At 63.6% G+C, this 14549-nt stretch carries 17 protein-coding genes and 1 pseudogene; 11 read left to right on the top strand and 7 right to left on the bottom strand.

The features are described from left to right. The first annotated feature begins 145 nt into the window (after positions 1–145). The 5 genes and pseudogenes from DK389_RS35425 (at position 146) to DK389_RS31905 (ending at position 5784) form a co-directional block, all read left to right on the top strand. The gene (locus DK389_RS35425) at positions 146–904 is read left to right on the top strand and encodes a toprim domain-containing protein (protein ID WP_418292093.1); all 759 of its coding nucleotides are present in this window, start codon (positions 146–148) and stop codon (positions 902–904) included. A gap of 1047 nt (positions 905–1951) precedes the next feature. Continuing rightward, the gene (locus DK389_RS35430; protein WP_418291999.1) at positions 1952–2404 is read left to right on the top strand and encodes a ComEA family DNA-binding protein; all 453 of its coding nucleotides are present in this window, start codon (positions 1952–1954) and stop codon (positions 2402–2404) included. A 590-nt stretch (positions 2405–2994) separates the two neighbouring features. After that, a complete protein-coding gene (locus DK389_RS33730; RefSeq protein WP_335645516.1) occupies positions 2995–3429 on the top strand; it encodes a lytic transglycosylase domain-containing protein in 435 nt (144 codons plus the stop codon). 202 nt (positions 3430–3631) lie between these two features. Continuing rightward, positions 3632–4791, top strand: a pseudogene (locus DK389_RS01970) (AI-2E family transporter). A 795-nt stretch (positions 4792–5586) separates the two neighbouring features. Continuing rightward, complete coding sequence (locus DK389_RS31905) at positions 5587–5784, top strand: hypothetical protein (protein WP_162560443.1); 198 nt, start codon at positions 5587–5589, stop codon at positions 5782–5784. A gap of 542 nt (positions 5785–6326) precedes the next feature. Here the strand turns inward: DK389_RS31905 and DK389_RS31910 are convergent. The 3 genes from DK389_RS31910 to DK389_RS01985 all read right to left on the bottom strand — a co-directional run bounded on the left by DK389_RS31910 (position 6327) and on the right by DK389_RS01985 (position 8569). Further along, the gene (locus tag DK389_RS31910) at positions 6327–6794 is read right to left on the bottom strand and encodes a hypothetical protein (RefSeq protein WP_162560444.1); all 468 of its coding nucleotides are present in this window, start codon (positions 6792–6794) and stop codon (positions 6327–6329) included. A gap of 100 nt (positions 6795–6894) precedes the next feature. Beyond that, the gene (locus DK389_RS01980; protein WP_109887180.1) at positions 6895–7251 is read right to left on the bottom strand and encodes a hypothetical protein; all 357 of its coding nucleotides are present in this window, start codon (positions 7249–7251) and stop codon (positions 6895–6897) included. Between the two features lie 109 nt (positions 7252–7360). After that, complete coding sequence (locus DK389_RS01985; RefSeq protein WP_109895920.1) at positions 7361–8569, bottom strand: IS256 family transposase; 1209 nt, start codon at positions 8567–8569, stop codon at positions 7361–7363. A 274-nt stretch (positions 8570–8843) separates the two neighbouring features. Here DK389_RS01985 and DK389_RS01990 point away from each other — a divergent pair, with 274 nt between their 5' ends. Together DK389_RS01990 and DK389_RS01995 are read left to right on the top strand one after the other, a co-directional pair. Further along, positions 8844–9296 (top strand): response regulator, encoded by a 453-nt coding sequence (locus DK389_RS01990; protein WP_236960530.1) that lies wholly within the window; start codon positions 8844–8846, stop codon positions 9294–9296. Between the two features lie 173 nt (positions 9297–9469). After that, on the top strand, positions 9470–9727 hold the full coding sequence (locus DK389_RS01995) for a DUF6489 family protein (protein ID WP_109895924.1): 258 nt from the start codon (positions 9470–9472) through the stop codon (positions 9725–9727). A 13-nt stretch (positions 9728–9740) separates the two neighbouring features. Here DK389_RS01995 and DK389_RS02000 read toward each other — a convergent pair whose 3' ends face one another. From DK389_RS02000 to DK389_RS33325, 3 genes are all read right to left on the bottom strand, one after another. Continuing rightward, positions 9741–10007 (bottom strand): hypothetical protein, encoded by a 267-nt coding sequence (locus DK389_RS02000; RefSeq protein ID WP_109887182.1) that lies wholly within the window; start codon positions 10005–10007, stop codon positions 9741–9743. Between the two features lie 198 nt (positions 10008–10205). Next, positions 10206–11306 carry a L,D-transpeptidase gene (locus DK389_RS02005; protein WP_236960531.1) on the bottom strand — a complete coding sequence of 367 codons (1101 nt, stop codon included), beginning with the start codon at positions 11304–11306 and terminating at the stop codon, positions 10206–10208. Between the two features lie 726 nt (positions 11307–12032). Next, on the bottom strand, positions 12033–12206 hold the full coding sequence (locus tag DK389_RS33325; RefSeq protein WP_194075150.1) for a hypothetical protein: 174 nt from the start codon (positions 12204–12206) through the stop codon (positions 12033–12035). Positions 12207–12812: 606 nt separating this feature from the next. On the opposite strand from DK389_RS33325, the gene DK389_RS02010 reads away from it, so the two are divergent. From DK389_RS02010 to DK389_RS02025, 4 genes are all read left to right on the top strand, one after another. Further along, a complete protein-coding gene (locus DK389_RS02010) occupies positions 12813–13088 on the top strand; it encodes a DUF6522 family protein (protein ID WP_109887184.1) in 276 nt (91 codons plus the stop codon). A gap of 24 nt (positions 13089–13112) precedes the next feature. Next, complete coding sequence (locus DK389_RS02015; protein ID WP_109887186.1) at positions 13113–13337, top strand: hypothetical protein; 225 nt, start codon at positions 13113–13115, stop codon at positions 13335–13337. 27 nt (positions 13338–13364) lie between these two features. Next, a complete protein-coding gene (locus DK389_RS02020) occupies positions 13365–13628 on the top strand; it encodes a DUF6522 family protein (RefSeq protein ID WP_236960532.1) in 264 nt (87 codons plus the stop codon). A 156-nt stretch (positions 13629–13784) separates the two neighbouring features. After that, positions 13785–14024: a hypothetical protein gene (locus tag DK389_RS02025; RefSeq protein WP_109895930.1), complete on the top strand. Its 240-nt coding sequence runs from the start codon at positions 13785–13787 to the stop codon at positions 14022–14024. A 51-nt stretch (positions 14025–14075) separates the two neighbouring features. On the opposite strand, the gene DK389_RS02030 is transcribed toward DK389_RS02025, so the two are convergent. Then, a complete protein-coding gene (locus DK389_RS02030) occupies positions 14076–14519 on the bottom strand; it encodes a PAS domain-containing protein (RefSeq protein ID WP_109887188.1) in 444 nt (147 codons plus the stop codon). Positions 14520–14549: the final 30 nt, after the last annotated feature.

Genomic DNA, 14549 nt, shown 5'->3' on the forward strand with positions numbered 1-14549 from the left:
CTCCTGGAAAAAGGAGCAGTGTAAGGTGAGCAATCTGCAATCTATCGCCCTGCAAGCTGCCTCTCGTCTTGAGTTGTCACAGGTCAGGTATAACATGTGGAAGGGGCGTTGCACTGCCTGCAATGACTCCAGATACACCTATTCAATGCGTCTGCAGGAGAACGGGGTCGCCGTTTCTTGTTGGTCCTGTGGAGATGGGGTCACTGCTGCAGAGGCTGCTGGCGTGCCGTCGGACCTTATCGTTCCGAGGGCAGTCGATTCCTGGAACGTCACGCTCGCCGAGGCCATGTGGAAGCGAGCCGTATCTGCTAAAGGTACCTTAGTCGAGGAATATGTCCGCTATCGGGGCTTCACTGGGACGATTCCGCCATCGATTCGGTGCCTGCCGCATTTTTTAGCTGAGGCGGATGGGCGAACTTATACAGCTATGATCGCGCTGGTGCAGCGTGGAGGCGGATGCGCCGACACAGCGGGCAGGCAATTACATCACCTTGGAGTACATCTGACACCGCTAGCGGGTCCGGATTCGCAAGGGCGTGTCCTAAAAGCTAGCATCAAGCGACATAACTCCTTCATCGGGCAGATTCTTGAGGGTGGCGTTTGGCTTCACGCGGTCTACGAAGCAATGTCGGAGCTTGTAGTCGCCGAGAGTATTGAAGCAGCCCTGTCCGTTCGACAGTTCACGAGCTTGCCGACCGTCTCGGCGCTAAGTCCATCCGGCCTTCAGGCATTTCGATGGCCTCAAACGGTCCAGCGGATGTGGATCGCGGCCGACAACGACTCTGGTGGTCTCCGTGCTGCAGCCAACTTGCGTGCTCGCGCTCTGCGCGCTGGTGTTGACGCACGGATCGGGCTTCCAGTCCGTAACCACGGAGATCCGAGCGGTCACGTAGCTTCTTTCTGAAAATCTCGCTTCGGAGCCGGAGCGCTTCCACTTGAATGCGCGATGCATCTGTCTGCGGCACACTCAGCTGAGCTGGTCGTAGTGCAGATGCAGCGCCGCTTACCGAACCCGGTGCGCTAAATAGCGTAACGGACCTCGCCGTCCGTTCGTTATGAACATAGAATCCAGGTCCAACCCCTGGGGCTGGTGGCGGCTCTACCCAGTCCACCGTCTTCGTCGGCCTTCCCATAGAGGCCGGGGAGGTCAGGCTTCCTTCGTTATGGAAGGTCCCACTGGACCAAGACGCTGGCGACGACCAGCACGTCCCCCGAAGTTCCTCGATCAGCTCGGGTGACCGCCGCCGTTTCAGCCTAACCCGCTGAGTGAACGAGCAATTCGAGGGCAACACGAACGGCCTGCCCTGCCTCTTGGAGGTTTGCTGATCGAGTGTGTACGACCGGGATAATGCCATCAGGACCCAGGTTGCACGGTTCTCCCTCGGCGGGTGAACTATGCCTCCCGAACAATCCATCAGGATGAAGTTCATCCAGGTAAATGCACGAGTGACAGAACTGCCGAACGACGTAGTCGTGAGGCGTCGAGCGGAGCGAGACTGGGTTGATGACGATGGAGCGTGGCCAGATGTGAGTGAATCGTATGCTCGGATCTTCGGTCTCGGTCCAGACTGCCTCGCCTGTAGTACGCAACTGATTTTTGGTCGAAAATGAATTCCATCATGCTCGTCCTTGCTGTGCTGGCAGTCGATAGATGCTCGCTCTCCGCAAGAAGCTTCGAAGCCATCCTCGTCACGCCTGTCTTACACTTGAGGTTGGTACGGCTGGCGGCATTCTCCGCCTTGATGACGCCGGAAATGACCGGCGATGATCAGGCTCGTCGGAGGGGAGTGCCGTGACTATGCGTCGATCCACGCTGTTCATCTCTGCCGCTCTCGTTGCGGTCTCGGCGATGGGAGCTGGCCTCTGGGTCTCACACGGTTCTCGTCCTCGGCCAGACCGGGACAAGCCGCCGACGACGGTCGCTCAGCTCTCCACGCAGCAGCGATCTGCCATGGATCCGGGCAGAGATCCCGTACGTACGGTGTACCCGGGCCCATTGGGCGGATCCGTGCAGCACATCAGTCCCGCAGCCCAGAATGAAGTGGCAGCCGCCGCGCTTCCGTCGGCTGGAACGGCACCCGCTGCTGCAGGCTCAGCCGTTACAGCAGCTGAGCGTGCTGCGTCCGACCTATCGCCATCTCAGAAGCCGGATGTCACTGGCCCGACCGACAGCGCAGGTGTGGACACGGCCCCGACGTCGGCAGGCGCTGAGCCAGCAGCCTCTGGAACCGGTGTCGACCTCAACACAGCCACGGTAGAGGAGCTGAACGCCCTGGGCGCGGGCATGATCGGGCGCAGGATCGTCGCGTTCCGGCCCTACAGCTCGCCGGAGGATCTCGTGAACAGGCGCGTCCTCAAGAAGTCGGACTTCGAGGTCATCAAGACCGCGATCACCGTCCGGTAGGCCGCTCTGGCATGCGCCTCCCGTAGGAAGCGAGCAGCGACGGACGATCGGTGAAGGACGAGATCACCTCAATGCCGCCATACGGAGATCCTTTAGGATCGCAGGTCGTGTCGCTTGAGACCCTGATCAACGCGTGCAAGCGTGTTGCACCGTGGCGCTCCAGGCTCCGTTAGTCCACGCCGAGAAGGCTCGTCAGCGGCCTCAAGATGCAGCACCTGCGGCAGAAGAGCGTGAGCGAGTACCGAGCTGGCATCGGCAGACTCGTGCTGAGGAGAGCGGCCTGCGCCGCTGTCGCCAACCGGACGGTCGCCCTCCTCGCCGCAGCGGCCACTCTGATCGTGCTCTGCCCCGCAGGTCCACCGCTGGATGAGCCCCTGATTGGCTCGTCACGCGCGTCTGCCTCAGCTTCTCTCGAAGCGCCGACCGCGGTCGTTCCACGGGTTTTCACCGCGACGATGGCGGGTGGGCCCCTCTACGACTACGCGCAACACGCCCCGTCCGCAGCAGGCAGCAGCGTCCGCCTCGAACGTTCCGCCTTCCAGACGATTGAGGATGCTTGGTCTGCGGCCTTCTTCGGCGACCGGCAGAGGATGTCGGAGTTCATCGAACACTCCGCCGTGATCCACGGTCTCCCGGTCGAGTTCCTGATGCGCCTTCTGCGGCAGGAGAGCGGCCTCAACCATCGGGCCGTCAGTCGCGCGGGCGCTCAAGGGGTGGCCCAGTTCATGCCCGGAACGGCCAGTGAGCGCGGGCTCACGGATCCATTCAACCCGTTCGAGGCCATACCGAAGTCGGCCGAACTCCTGAAGGAGTACCGGAGCCGCTTCGGCAATCTCGGCTTTGCGGCGGCAGCCTACAATGCCGGCCCGCAGCGGGTCAGGGATTGGCTCTCTGGTCGCTCAGCTCTGCCCAAAGAGACGCGCGAGTACGTCGAGCGGATCACTGGTAGAACGGCCGACGATTGGCGCCAAGGTGGAGACGTCTACGCCGCAGCCGCTCCGGTGTTTGGCTCGTTGCGGAATTGAACGTCGGTTGAAAGCTCCTTCTGCGAGGGGGATCAGAGGTCGAGCAAGCACAAGCCTGGCCAATGAACCCTCGGGAGGTCTGAAGTCGAAAGACACGCTCTCAGGTCAGCCTCAGGCAATTGGGGCATTCCACTCAGGGTAGCCGGGGATCGTTCCCTCAATCGAGCCCGTTGATGGCTGCGCAACGCGTCCAGGAAGATGCATGGCGGTCACCCGGGAACAAGATGCGGTTACGCCCTCGTCAGCCAACGAGCGTGCCGCTGAGCGGGACGAGCGCGAAGCCTGGGGTGCCGTCGCAGCCGGCGAGGCCGTTCCACACGGGGTCCGCTCAGTCGGCATCCTGGTGCTCAGTCTGCTGGCGGCGATCTACACGCTCTACCTGGGTCGAGAGCTGATCCTCCCCATCGTCGTCGCCCTCGTCCTGAAGCTTCTGCTCGGGCCTGTCATGCGGATCCTGCATGAACGGCTTCGTTTGCCCCACGCACTCGCTGCGGCGCTGCTGATCTTGGTGGTGTTCGGGGCGATCGCAGGTATCGGCTTCACGATCTCCATCCCGGCATCGGGGTGGATCCAGCGCGCTCCCGAAAGCTTGGCGCTGCTGAAGGAGAAGCTTGCCGTCCTGCACCATCCGCTCGACCTGCTGCAGCAGGGGCTGCACGCCATCGAGAGCCTGACCGCGACTACTGGGCAGGAGGGGCAGAGCCGGACCATCGCGGCACGGCCGGCCTCTGGTCTGGCGGCTTATCTGGCCACGAGTACTGCGGTGATCCTGTCGCGCTTCTTCACGACCATGATCCTGTTGTTCTTCTTCCTCGCCTCAGGGGATCGCTTGTTGCGCGGCTTCGTTGAGGTGCTGCCGAGCTTCTCCAACAAGCGTCAGGCCGTCGAGATCGCCCATGAAATCGGGACCAACATCTCGGGCTACCTGCTCACCATCACGATGATGAATGCCCTGGTGGGGGTGGCGACAGCTCTTGCCATGTGGGCCTGCGGCCTCGGCACGCCGCTCCTCTGGGGAGCGGCTGCGTTCCTCCTGAACTACATCCCGATCCTCGGGCCTCTGGCCGGTGTCGGGATCTTCTTCGTCGTGGGCGTGCTCAGCCTGGACTGGCCCTGGTACGCGCTCACGCCGGCGGGCCTGTATCTGCTGATCCACATCGTCGAGGGTGAGACGATCACCCCATGCTCCTGGCCAAACGCTTCACCCTCAATCCTGTCCTCGTGATTGTCTCGCTGTTTTTCTGGCACATGCTCTGGGGTGTGCTTGGCGCCCTGCTGGCTGTGCCGCTGTTGGCCATGCTGAAGATCGTGGCGGACCGCGTCGAGCCGCTCAAGCCGATCGGGCACATCATCGGCTCCTGACAGCCAAAACAAGCAGCGTCTGGGGTTCCGAGGTGTGGCTGCGCAGAGAAAACCCGCTGGCGCAGGGGTGGGCCGAGCGGGGTTAGGAGTTGGAGGTGCCCAGCCGTGCCGTGGGGACCGACCGAGCAGCATCACTCATACTCAGAGGCTTGAGCACCGACGATAACATCTGTGTGGTGGCGGACTGCAGCGTGAACTTCCGTCCTGAAACTAGGCGAGACTCCTCGACAGCAGGATCTCCGCCCGACGAAGGTCAGAGCCGAGCTTCTTGCGCCACCACGGTGAGGATCAGCCGCCGTAGAGCGAATGCTCCGCCCGAGGTCACACAGCACCTTCCATTCGTTGCCCGTGTGCAGCTCTATTGTGAGCGGCGGCTGAATGACACCGCGTAGGCCTGCACGCGCGTCGACCAGCGGTCGTCCGAAATCTCGATCCCGAAGGCGGATGAGGGTCAAACAGGCGGAAGGCAGAGCTTGGGAGCCGGCGGGCTGAGCGGCTCTGGGGCTACAAAGGACGGCGCGCGGACAGGTAACCTGCCGGCGGATGGCTCTGATTCGTCCAGCGCGCCCGCCGAAGGGCAAGTCGCCCAGACCCGCATCTGGTTCAAGCCGCTGAGCACTCCTTCCGTGGATGCTGGTGCGGAGGCATGAGCAAGATCGTCCTCAAGACGCCCAGCCGGCGCTGCTCCTGGTCGCCGGCCGAGGTTATTGCAGTGCGATAGTATTGTTTCGATCTTGATTTTGGTGCTGGAGGTCGATGTAAATTTCTGCCTCTCCACCTGCGCAGGAGGCATCAATGGCCGCCAGCTTCAGCCCAGGCTTTGCGCGCACCGTGTCGGTCCAAGAGTTCAACGAACGTGCCCGGCGTCTGCTCTCGCCTGAGGCTGCTATGATGCCGGTAGCCGTCAAGCCGATGCGCAGGCAGAGGTCACTCGTCGCGGCAGAAGTCGCTCGCGTGAGCGATGGCAACGCTGAACTGCTGGCCGGCTCATGAGCAGCGATCAAGCGTCTACGGGAGATCCGGCGGCCTCTGAGCCTCATCGGTACAGCCTGCGCCGGCAGGATGGTGCCTGGACGGTTTACTGTGCCAGGACGGGCCAGCCGGTGCGCCTGAACGAGGTTCCGCAGGTAGGGCTCACAAGGGCCGTTGCGGCCGACGTGGCGCGGGCACTGAACTCGCTTGATCCGTGCGACTAAGGATAGGCGGTCACGTGGAGAAGAGTTGCCTAGCATTTTGTTAACGACGTTCAGCAATGATCCAAGCCCGGGCTTCGATGCAACACTGCTCTGCGAGGAGCCTGGGCAACCGATGCGCGTCAAATCTCGCACCGAGCGGTACCCGCGTGACTACACGGCCCATGTGCTCACGGCCTTGGGTTTCCTGCTGATCATCGTTGCTGGTGCGCTACCGCTCCTTCTGCGTCTCTGATGAACACAGCGGATTGCCTCGGGCCTGCTGTACGGGTCTTGAGGAGCCTCCTATGCTGCTCAGCATGATGCTCGGCGGGAACGGGGATGATGCCCTACGTTCTGATCTTAGTCGGAACCATGGTTCTGATCGGCGCTTGGATCGCCGGAGCAGATCTTGAGAACTCGAGTGCTGTTGGTGCGGGCAATGCCAGCCTGCCGATGCAGAGCATAGGCGCGCTTCGTCGGCAGGCTGGAGCGGACGCGGTCCCACGGGTGTCTCGTTGAGCCCAAGCGGCCGAGCGGTGCTGTCCGAGGCATGGTTTCGATCTGCTGCCCGCGGCGAGCGACAACTGACAATGTACCTGGAGTGGTCAGGGGTCGATGCTGCAGACGACCAAGCTCAACCTTGTCTGCAATATAACTTCTCTTCACCAGCGCCCGCGAGCGGCCGGGCTCGTGCTGGTACATCTTAGCGATAGCGCGCCAGAATGCGGCGCCATCCGCCTCATGGCGTCCGATGCTCCGCTCGATCACCTTGCGCACTGAGCGCGCGAAGGCCTCACCATGGGCGGGCTGTACGGCGAGTTCAGCCATGTGGGCCTCTCTCGTTTGCCTTCGTCAACGACTGGCTTCGCCGTGCGATCCGAACCTGCGGCATCCGCAGCTTGGCGGTACAGGTCCGGTCACCTCTTCACTAGGCGGACGTGTCCTTCCTCAGAAGCCTGAGAAAGCGCGAGAGACCACGCTCGTCTTGCGGCTTGGCGTCGGAATCTTCGCCCTCGACCCGCTCCTGCCCTGCCGAGGATGCACCTGTCGCCAGGGCACCTTCCGCCGTCGTGCCCGAGAGCTCGTACAGCGCCTGGGTGAGCAGAGGCGGCCAAGGCTCGCCCTGCTGCTCTAAAAACCTCGCGGCCTTCACCAGGGCCCCAACCTGCTCGGTGTACACCGCCCGCTCCTCAAGCCGCGCCATGAGCACCTGATCGGCCAGGGCCGTGGTGAGGCGAACAACTTCGCTGACGCGTTCGGTGCTGCTGGCGCCCGCTGTGTTCATGTCAGGGAACCCCTCACCCTCAAGTGCTCGGTGGGCACTGTTTTGCCTCGTGGTGGGTGACGTCCGTCAATGGGGTGGACTTTCGGGGTGGGATTGGAGTGGCCATCGGTCAGGCCGCCTGTGGTGGAAGTGTCGTGACGCTCTCCTCGATCAACGCCGGAGCAAAACCGGCCATGCCCTCGATCTGCATGTAGCGGTGCTGGAGCTGCCACTCGTCGTTGGCCTCCAGCAGAACCGCACCGATCAGGCGCTGGATCGAGTCCGTGTTGGGGAAGATGCCCACCACGTCGGCGCGCCGCTTGATCTCCTTGTTGAGACGCTCGAGCGGGTTCGTGCTGTGAAGCTTGGCTCGATGCTGGAGCGGGAAGGTCAGGTAGGCCAGCACGTCCTCGCACGTGGCCTCGATGAAGACCTTCAGCTTCGGCCAGCGGTTATGGAGTTGCTCGCCCAAGTGCTGCAGGGCGGCCCGGGCGGCGTCCTGATCGGGCTGCTGGAAGGCGTGGCGCAGGCCGGCAGCCACCATGGTCTGCTGGGTGCGCGGCACGTAGGCCAGCGCGTTCCGGGTCCAGTGAACGCGGCAGCGTTGCCAGGTCGCCTTCAGCACCCGGCGGATGGCCGCCTTGAGCCCCTCGTGAGCATCCGAGATGACGAGCTGCACGCCCGAGAGCCCGCGCTTGACCAAGCTCCGCAGGAAGTCGGTCCAGAACACCTCGGCCTCGGACGGGCCGATGTGCAGCCCGACGATCTCGCGCCGGCCCTCTGTGTCGACCGCTACGGCGACTATGGCAGCGACAGAGACGATGCGACCGCCCTCGCGCACCTTCAGGTAGGTGGCGTCGAGCCAGAGATAGGGCCACGCGCCCGAGAGCGGACGCGTCAGGAAGGCTCCGACGCGCTCGTCGATCTCCTTGCACAGCTTCGACACCGAGGACTTGGAGATGCCCGACAGGCCCATGGCCTGCACGAGGTCGTCGACGCGCCGGGTCGAGACGCCGGCGATCCACGCCTCTTGGATCACGGCGACCAGCGCCTTCTCGACCGTGCGACGCGGCTCCAGGAAGCCGGGGAAGTAGCTACCGGTCCTGAGCTTGGGGATCTTGAGGTTGAGCGAGCCAAGCCGCGTGTCGAGGCTGCGTTCGCGATAGCCGTTGCGGTACGTGCTGCGCTCACCCGTGCGCTCGTAGCGACCGGCGCCGATCAGGCCCTCCACGTCGGCCTCCATCAGGATCTGCAGGACTGTCTCGGCCAGCGAGCGCAGGAAGTTGCCGTCGTCGGCCTTCTGCAGCGCCTCGATCAGTGCCACTCTGTCGTCGGTCATCGGGTGCTCCCGGCCCAGGTTGAAGTCCGCAAACTCCACCTTAGCCGCCGGCCCCGATGACCACCCCAATCCCCGCCGAAGCGGCCCAGAAATTACACCTCGTCCGCGGACGCTACCTCGTGGTGCTCCGAGCCTCAGGTCCGGAGCCTCGCCAATTCCTCGGTGAGGGTGGCGCTGGCTACACCGTAACACGCACGAAAAGCCCGCGAGCCGTGAGTCTGAGCGCGGGGGTGCCACGTTGTGAGGTGGGCAGGGGCAGAGATGGAGGTGAGCGGTGGCAGGCGTTGCCGGATCGGCCGGTTTGGTTGTCCTCATCGTGGAGGGCGATCCCGTTCAGAGGATGGCAGCCGCGAGCGCGCGCGGGGACGCCGGCATGCGCGTGCTGGAGGCGGCAACCGTCGAGGCAGCTACGTCCGCGCTCGATGCCCACCCTGATCTGCGCGTGATGGTCGCTGACATTGATCTGGTCGGCGAGCCGCTGACCGGGCTGACGCTTGCCAAGGCGGCCGCAGCACGCTGGCCGGACGTCTCGATGCTGATGGTGTCGGGCATCATCGAGCCCGAGCAGGAGGCGATGCCGCAGGGCGCTCGTTTCCTGCGCAAGCCGTTCGAGGCAGAGACGTTGGTGGGCGCAGTGAGGGCGCTTGCCGCGGCGCGAGCATCAGGCCGCTTGGAGCCGGACGGCTCCGGGGTCACTGAACAGATTGCGAGCGCAGACAGTCGATGACAGGCAAGCCGAGTGTCCTGCCTCATAGGTGTACACGGTACAGGAAGACGCGGGCTAGAGTGCCTTTCTGAGCAGCCGGAGCATCGCGCCGGCTGCACTGAGCCCGATGCCATGGCTGAAGGCCCCTATATGCCGTCCAGATTGGGTTCCCCAGATCGCAGGTGGTCTGCACGATGAAGGTCAAGGTTGAGATCGACTGCACGCCTGAGGAGGCGCGAACCTTCTTCGGTTTGCCCGACGTCCAGCCGCTGCAGGCGAAGATCCTGGCCGAGATGGAGCGGCGGATGCTGGCCGAGATGGACCGCTTCTCGCCTGAGGCTCTGCTCAGGAGCTGGATGGCGCTTGCTCCTCAGGGCCCCGAGCAGATGCAGGATGCATTCAGTCGCTTGTTCCAGCAGAGCTTTGGCGGAGGGACAAAACCACCTGGGTAAGCTCGATTTCCTGTTAAGGCTCGGCCAGGGCGGCCGCAAAGGCCTCAGGTGCCCTCAGCCGCTCGCGCGGGGCATCCTCACAGGCCTTGTGCGCCAGGCAGCCCCTCTGCAGGGCGATGACCCGCCCCTGGGCCATGTAGGCGCGCAGGCGGGCGAGATGCAGCTCAGCTTGGTGCCGGGACGCCTCCCCGGCATTGTCTGGAGGTCGACTTTCGAGTTGCTGCACGACGCTCTTGGCGCGGTCCCAGGCTCGCCGCGCGTGCTCCAGATCCGAGTGCATACGCCCTCCCCTGAAGTCAGTGGAGTGAATTAACGTGGAGCATGCCCCGCTAGATCCCTGTCGAGCTCACAGGGTCAGCATGCCTCACGCTTGGCTGCCAGGGATCCAGGTCTGACGCTCCGACCCAAGCTGGCCAGCGATTTAGCGATACGGAGCCTGACCGGTGCGGTTTCCGCGGCTGGCGCGACTGGAGCTGCCCTACTCGGCCCAAGCATCCGCAGACCCAACCTGCCACATGTCGGTCGAGACACGCCGGGCATGAAGAGCACGATCGCGGGTACGCGCGTCGGCCGCCCGGCTGCGCGCAGTTCTCCCTGCCGACCTTCCGCTCGTGATGGTGACCTTGGTTGTGTCTGCACCCTCGGCCCGCACCAGCTTGAACAGCGCGGCCGCATGGGACGGCGCAAGTCGGACGCAGCCGTGCGACGCTGGTCGCCCGAGCTGGCGTGTCGCGGTGCTGCCATGAATGGCGTGGCCGGCAGCCGTGAAGAAGATCGAGTAGGGCATCGGAGCGTCGTCCCACTCCCTGGAGTAGTGCTCCTTCACGAGACGCAAGGGGCGGAACGTCCCTGCCGGGGTCTTGTAAGGCGCCCGTGCGGTTGAGACCGACCAGGAGTGGCGCAGCTTTCCGTCGACCGTCACCCGCATCCGCTGTGCGGCCTTGTCGATCGTGATCAGAACGCGCGGAGGAGTCGCGACGACCGGCGCGATGACGTCACGAGCTGGCGCCTCTGTGGGTTGTGGTTGAGCGGGAGCAGGGGTGCCGGACGTAGCACCGGGCGCTGGGGTTGCTGGGAGTGAGGTCCCCGGAGGAGCAACCTTGGTCGGGAGTGCGGCGATCTGGTTAGAAGCGGGCGTTCTATCAGTAGTGATGCCCGATGGGCCCGGCGGGAGAGCTGCTTCCGCACGGTCACGAGCTGCCAGTGCCTCTGTCGCGTTGGGTTCGGATGTTCTGCTTCCATCGCTGCCGGATACCGCCGGCAAGTTGTGGGCTTCGGAGGTGGGCTGATGAGTTCGGGAGGTCGCAGCCTGTTCCGCTGACGCAGCTGGAGGGAGAACGCCCCCGGCCGCAGGTCTTTGCTCGTCAAGCTTCCGCTGCGCGTCCGCTTTTGCCGCTTGATCCGCCTTCTCCTTCTGGCGTCGCTCTAAAGCCTCGCGTGCGAGGCGCTTATCGAGCGCGAGACGATCGCGTCTTGCCTCTTCGAGAACCTTGAAGGGATCGACGAACTGGGCGGAGGCCATGCCGGCGCCGGCAGTGGCGAGCATGCACGATGCGATCAGGAGCTTGGCAACATGCATCCTTCGCCTCCCGCTGCAACACCACCGCTTGGCCGCATCAAGACAATCACACCCAACAGCCAAGGTTCCGAGATCATGATGTGCGAGCTGATGCCGAGAGCCCCGCGGCACAGTGTTGGCGCGAGTGGGCTAAGGGCGTGATGCGCAGCAGCCTCGGCAGCATGCGCGAAGAGGTGCTCCAATCCACCTGCCCCAGCGAAGGAGCGTGGACGTCAGCGTCCCAAAGTGCGCTTCCCGGCAGTCAGACCTCAGGAGAGCGACGCTTCGGCGGCTGGATGGTCACGAGCTTCCCGGTGATCCCCTAGCGAGCAGGCCAAAAGTCCGGTGGGCAGAGAAAAGCCCCGTCTGCTGGCGAGGCAAACGGGGCCTTGTAGATCATGAGGAAACGCGCAGCCCAACGGAGAAAGGCTGCGCACAGGATCAACCCGGCACCGGTTTCAGCGTTCCGCGGAGCTGGTCCGCCCGGAGAAGCTCGAGTTCGAGGAACAGCCCACTACGGGCAGATGCGGAAGGCGCTGCACTGGTCGTCTGTCACTGCTTCCGCCTGCGCGGGAGCCGGTCCGATTGCAGCCCGTGACGTTGGCGGGCTGGTCAGAATGACAGACCAGAACGCAACCGTCGCAAGCGCGAACGCGGCTGCGGCCATGGCAAGCTTGGACATGGCTTACCTCCGGATCGTCAGAAACACCGGCTTGGTGCGGGCGGACCGCTCACAGGCGGCGTGAGCTAGAAGGCGTCGTAGTGGTGATCGCCCTGTGGGTTCGCCTTGAGGGTCAGTTCTTGGATGTCGATGCGGGGCTGAACGGACGCCGTGGATTGCGGCGGGTCGGTCAGCATGGTGGCCCAGAAGGCGCCGGTCGCCAGCACGAAGGCTGCCGCGAACAAGCTCGTCGCGCGCATCTGCCGCTTCTCTTGAAAAAGAGTACGTAGTCTATACTGATTCGAGAGAAATATTATTCTAAATTTCAAGCTTGTCGCTTTTAGGTTTTTTACAAAAGATCATCATGGGCATTTAGTCATTGACGTGTTGCGCCCTATATTTTAGTACAGCCTAGATTTCTGCTGTGTAAACACACCTCTGCCAGGCTGATTTAGGTTTGCTGGCCTAGGCAACTTTGCCCAAGGGCGGATTTTAAATTTGCAATCTCTAAGGTCTGCTCATTTCTGTACGCTGACGACCGTGGACAGGCTCGGCTTGCAGGCGCACGCTGGGGCATACGCGCGGCTCCTTTCCCCCTCACAGCACCCGCGAGTACAGAACCACTCGCACGCGCCCCGTGCGGGCGGTTTCTTCTGTGCCTCTGCGGTTACGCGGCCTCTGCGCTTCCTTGCGCACACACAGGGAGCATCATGCCTGCCCGGCACACATCCTCAAGCGCTGCGAAACACCGCTCGGTGCAGGGGTGCATCCAACTTTAGGAGGGCGATTTTCCGGGGCAGCCGATCTGCGCGTGCTATCGTCAGCCTCAGCCCGCTTCTCCTGCCGAGCTGATGGAGGGCGCCCCTATGCGCTTCGATCGCGATACACGCGGCGAGTGGATCGTTGATCCGAACGAGCTTGCGGCCAAGCTCGGCATCACACTCCGGCTACTGCAAGACGAGAAAAATCTCGGTCTCGTCCACACGCGGGTCGAGGCAGGGCATGATGGGAACGAAGGACGGTCTCGCGTGACGGTTCGATGCCGCGAAGCTGCTTGGCAGGGCGTATTCGACGCGCAAGGGCGCCTGATCAACGAGTGTCGCCTTTTGTCGGACCAATCACCCAATGAAGTGATCCGGTAAGTTGAGCCTCCGAGGAGCTTGCCCATGATCGTAGAAGTCAGCCGCACGAAGCTCGCGCAGACCGCTCTCGATGCCTGCCTCTCTGCCGAGGGCGCAGAGCGGCGCTTGGAGGATGGTGTGCCCTCCTGCGCGATCGTGGATCTGATTACAGATCTGCTCCTGCTGGCTGATCAACGAGGACGCGATCCGCTCTCCATAGTTCGCAAGGCCGAGAGGCACGTGTTGGCCGAGACTGCGCTGCGGGAGTGAGCTCAGCCTGCAATGACTCTTGGCTCCATGGAGGACCATGGCATGCACTTCGAGCGAGACGCGCGGGGCGACTGGGTCGTCGATCCCGAGCATCTTGCCGCCAGGCCGGGGATCAATCCCGGACACCTTCGGCATGAGATGCGCCTTGGCCTTGTGACCAGCCGCATCGAGGCTGGACAGGGCATCGACGGCGGCTGTTGGCGTGTGGCGGTTCGGACGCGAAAGACGGCTTGGCAGGGCATCATCGGTAGCGACGGCAACGTGCTGAGCGAGCGTCGGATCTGCTCTTGATCCAAAATGCTGACCCGGCCCATCCTGCGGCTGACTGCAGGGCAGCGGCGTATCCTCGAACCGCAGCACCTGCTCGACCGTTGGCTCAAGCGCAGCACGCGCGGGGCCGAACCGGGCCGAGCGAGCCACAGGGCCGGGTGGCCGAGGAGAACGCCCATGCCCACGGAAGCTGCGAGGATTGATCTCGCTCAGAGGGCTCTCGACCTCTACCTGCGGGAGCACGGCGACGAGCGAAGATGGCGCTATCCGCTTGCCGGCAGTGACGTGGCCGAGTGCGATATCGTCGACCTGATGATGGGCCTGCTGCTTCTGGCACGGGCCAGCGGCCACGACCCCTGCACCGTCCTGCGCAAAACGCAGGTTCACCTTGATGCAGAGACCGGACAGCGCTGCTGAAGCGCCTCGCCGCAGAATTTGACGCCGGACCGCAGCTGGGCAGCGCCCAAGCTACTGCGCAGCCGTACGATCCTCAGAGGTTTTGGCCAGTCGCTCTCTCAGGACTTTCATCTCGGCAAAACGTATCGTCACGTCGCGCATGACCGCGACAATGCCGGTCATGGAGCCCTGCTCATCCTTGAGCGGCACGATCGTGAACTCGACCGAGATCTGTCGCCCATCCTTGCAGATGGCAGGAACCGACAGAAGTGCGCCCTCGCCGTAGCGGCTCTCGCCCGTCGCCATGGTCTTGCGGTAGCCGTCCCAGTGACGCCGGCGCAGCCGCTCGGGTGTGATGATGTCGAGCGATTGCCCCAGGGCCTCGCTGGCTGGGTAGCCGAAGATGCGCTCGGCACCGGGGTTCCAGATACGAATAATGCCCTCGCTGTCCGAAGCAATCACCGCGTCAGCGGACGCGGCCAGAATGGCGTCGGCGACAAGGTGAGCAAATTCCATCCAGGGCTCCTCCGGAAAGGGCGCCGCTCC

Source organism: Methylobacterium durans (genome assembly GCF_003173715.1).
GTDB lineage: Bacteria > Pseudomonadota > Alphaproteobacteria > Rhizobiales > Beijerinckiaceae > Methylobacterium > Methylobacterium durans.